Annotated in this window: 1 protein-coding gene; it reads left to right on the top strand. The window is 71.2% G+C overall.

The features are described from left to right. The first annotated feature begins 407 nt into the window (after window positions 1-407). Window positions 408-2,348 carry a M1 family aminopeptidase gene (locus AB0O29_RS35100; protein WP_365160275.1) on the top strand — a complete coding sequence of 647 codons (1,941 nt, stop codon included), beginning with the start codon at window positions 408-410 and terminating at the stop codon, window positions 2,346-2,348. Window positions 2,349-2,411 lie beyond the last annotated feature (63 nt).

Below are 2,411 nucleotides of genomic sequence, written 5' to 3' on the forward strand. Positions count from 1 at the left end.
CGCCCCGGGGCCCGGCCGCTCGCACCGTGCGGGGAGGGATCCCGCCGGCACCGCCTCCGTGTCGCCGACGCCGGTGGGCCGCATCCGGGCCGCGAGGCCGCAGAATCCGTACTCGGCGCGACGACGGGGGAGGGCGAACGCACGGATGCCAACCGATGTACGGAGTCCGGCGGACGCGCCCCCCACCCGGTCCTACGGAGAACAACGCTTTACCCGCACTGGATGGCATGTTCCGGTCAACGCTGCGAGGCTGCCTACCGGTGTCCCCCCAACCGGGGACACGGCACGTCTCACCACGGCGCCCGCCCCAACCGGGCGCCCCCGAGGCCGTCCGCCCGGCGCACCCCGGCCGGTGCCGGACGGCCACCGAGCAGGCCGGGATCCCGGCCTCCGAGAAGGAGTTCCGTGTGAGAGCCACCCCCCACAAGGCCTTCGCCGCGACCATGACCGCCGTCGCCGCACTGGCCACGGCCGCGCTGCTCCCCGCAGTACCGGCCGCCGCGTCATCAGCCGCCGCAGGATCGGCGCGCACCGCCCCGGCGGCGCAGAGCGGCACCTCCGCCCGTACCGCCCCCGCCCACCAGGCCGCGGCCCCGCGCACGGCCGCCGCCTGCACCCCGGCGCAGGTGGTCGCCAACGGCGGCTTCGAGGGCGGTACTTCGCCCTGGAGCCAGTCGCAGACCGGCCTCATCACCAACCGCACCGGCCAGAGCGCCCACGCCGGCGGCTACTTCGCCTGGCTGAACGGCGTCGGCTCGACCCACACCGACACGCTCTCCCAGAGCGTTACGATCCCCTCCGGGTGCAGCACCGCCACCCTCACCTTCTGGCTGCACGTCGACACCGCCGAGCGGACCACGTCCGTCAAGTACGACACCCTCACGGCGAAGATCGGCAGCACGACCCTCGCCACGTACTCGAACCTCGACAAGAACACCGGGTACGTACAGAAGTCCATCGACGTCTCGGCCTTCGCCGGCCAGACCGTGACCGTCGCCTTCACCGGTTCCGAGGACTCCAGCCTCCAGACCAGCTTCGTCGTCGACGACGTCGCCCTCGACACCTCCGGCGGCACCGTCCCGCCGGCCGACTCCACCCGTACGCCGGCCACGCCCTCGTACACCGTCAACCTCAGCAGCGACGCGAACGGCTTCGTCTGGACCGGCCACGAGACCGCGTCCTTCACCAACGCCGCCGCCACCCCGCTGAACGAGGTGTACCTGCGGCTCTGGGACAACTACCACGGCACCTGCCAGGCCATGCCGATCAACGTCACCAACGTCACCGGCGGCACCGCCGGAGCCCTCTCGGTCGCCTGCACCGCCCTCAAGATCACCCTGCCCGCCCCGCTCAACCAGGGCCAGAGCGCCACGATCGGCTTCGACCTGGCCATCACGGTCCCCAGCGGCGCCGACCGCTTCGGCCACGACGGGGCGTTCAGCAACGTCGGCAACGCCCTGCCGGTGCTCGCCGTCCGTGACGGCGCGGGCTGGCACCTGGACCCGTACACGAACAACGGCGAGTCCTTCTACTCCCTGGCCTCCGACTTCGACGTGACCCTCGACCACCCCACCAACCTGATGGTCCCGGCCACCGGCACCTCGGTCGACACCCCCGGCACCAGCGGCCGCACGGTCACCCGGGCCACCGCCGCCAAGGTGCGCGACTTCGCCTGGGGCGCCGGCCCGTTCAGCAAGATCTCCGGCACCTCGGCCGCCGGTACGCCGATCAACATCTACTCCGTCTCCGGGATCAGCGCGAGCGACGCCCAGTCGATGCTGAGCACCGCGAAGACCGCGATCGACGCCCACGCGGCACGCTTCGGGGCCTACCCGTACGGCGAACTGGACGCGATCATCGACAACAACTACTGGTTCGGCGGCATGGAGTACCCCGGCTTCGTCCTCGACCTGGTGAGCACCACGGCGCTGACCCACGAGATCGGCCACCAGTGGTTCTACGGCATCGTCGGCGACGACGAGTACACGAGCCCCTGGCTGGACGAGGCGTTCACCGACTACGCCACCGACCTGGCCCTCGGCAAGACGGGCACCAACTGCTGGAACAGCGTCTCCTGGGCCTCCTCGGCCGAGAAGATCACCAACTCGATGGCCTACTGGGACGCGAACTCCTCCCGCTACTCGACCGTCGTGTACGGCTACGGCAAGTGCGCCCTGCACGACCTGCGCCGCCAGCTCGGTGACACCGCGATGGCCAAGCTGCTGAAGGACTACGCCACCTCGCACTGGTACGGCGTCTCGACGACGGCGGAGTTCAAGGCGGCGGCCCAGGCGGCCTCGTCCACGGACCTCACGTCGTTCTGGACCCAGCACCGCATCGAGGGCTGACCCTCATCGCGGTGCACCGCATTGCTCCGCACCGCACGGGCACGGTCCGCCGGGGGCTCAGCA

Origin of the sequence: Streptomyces sp. NPDC089915 (assembly GCF_040684675.1) — a bacterium.
GTDB lineage: Bacteria > Actinomycetota > Actinomycetes > Streptomycetales > Streptomycetaceae > Streptomyces.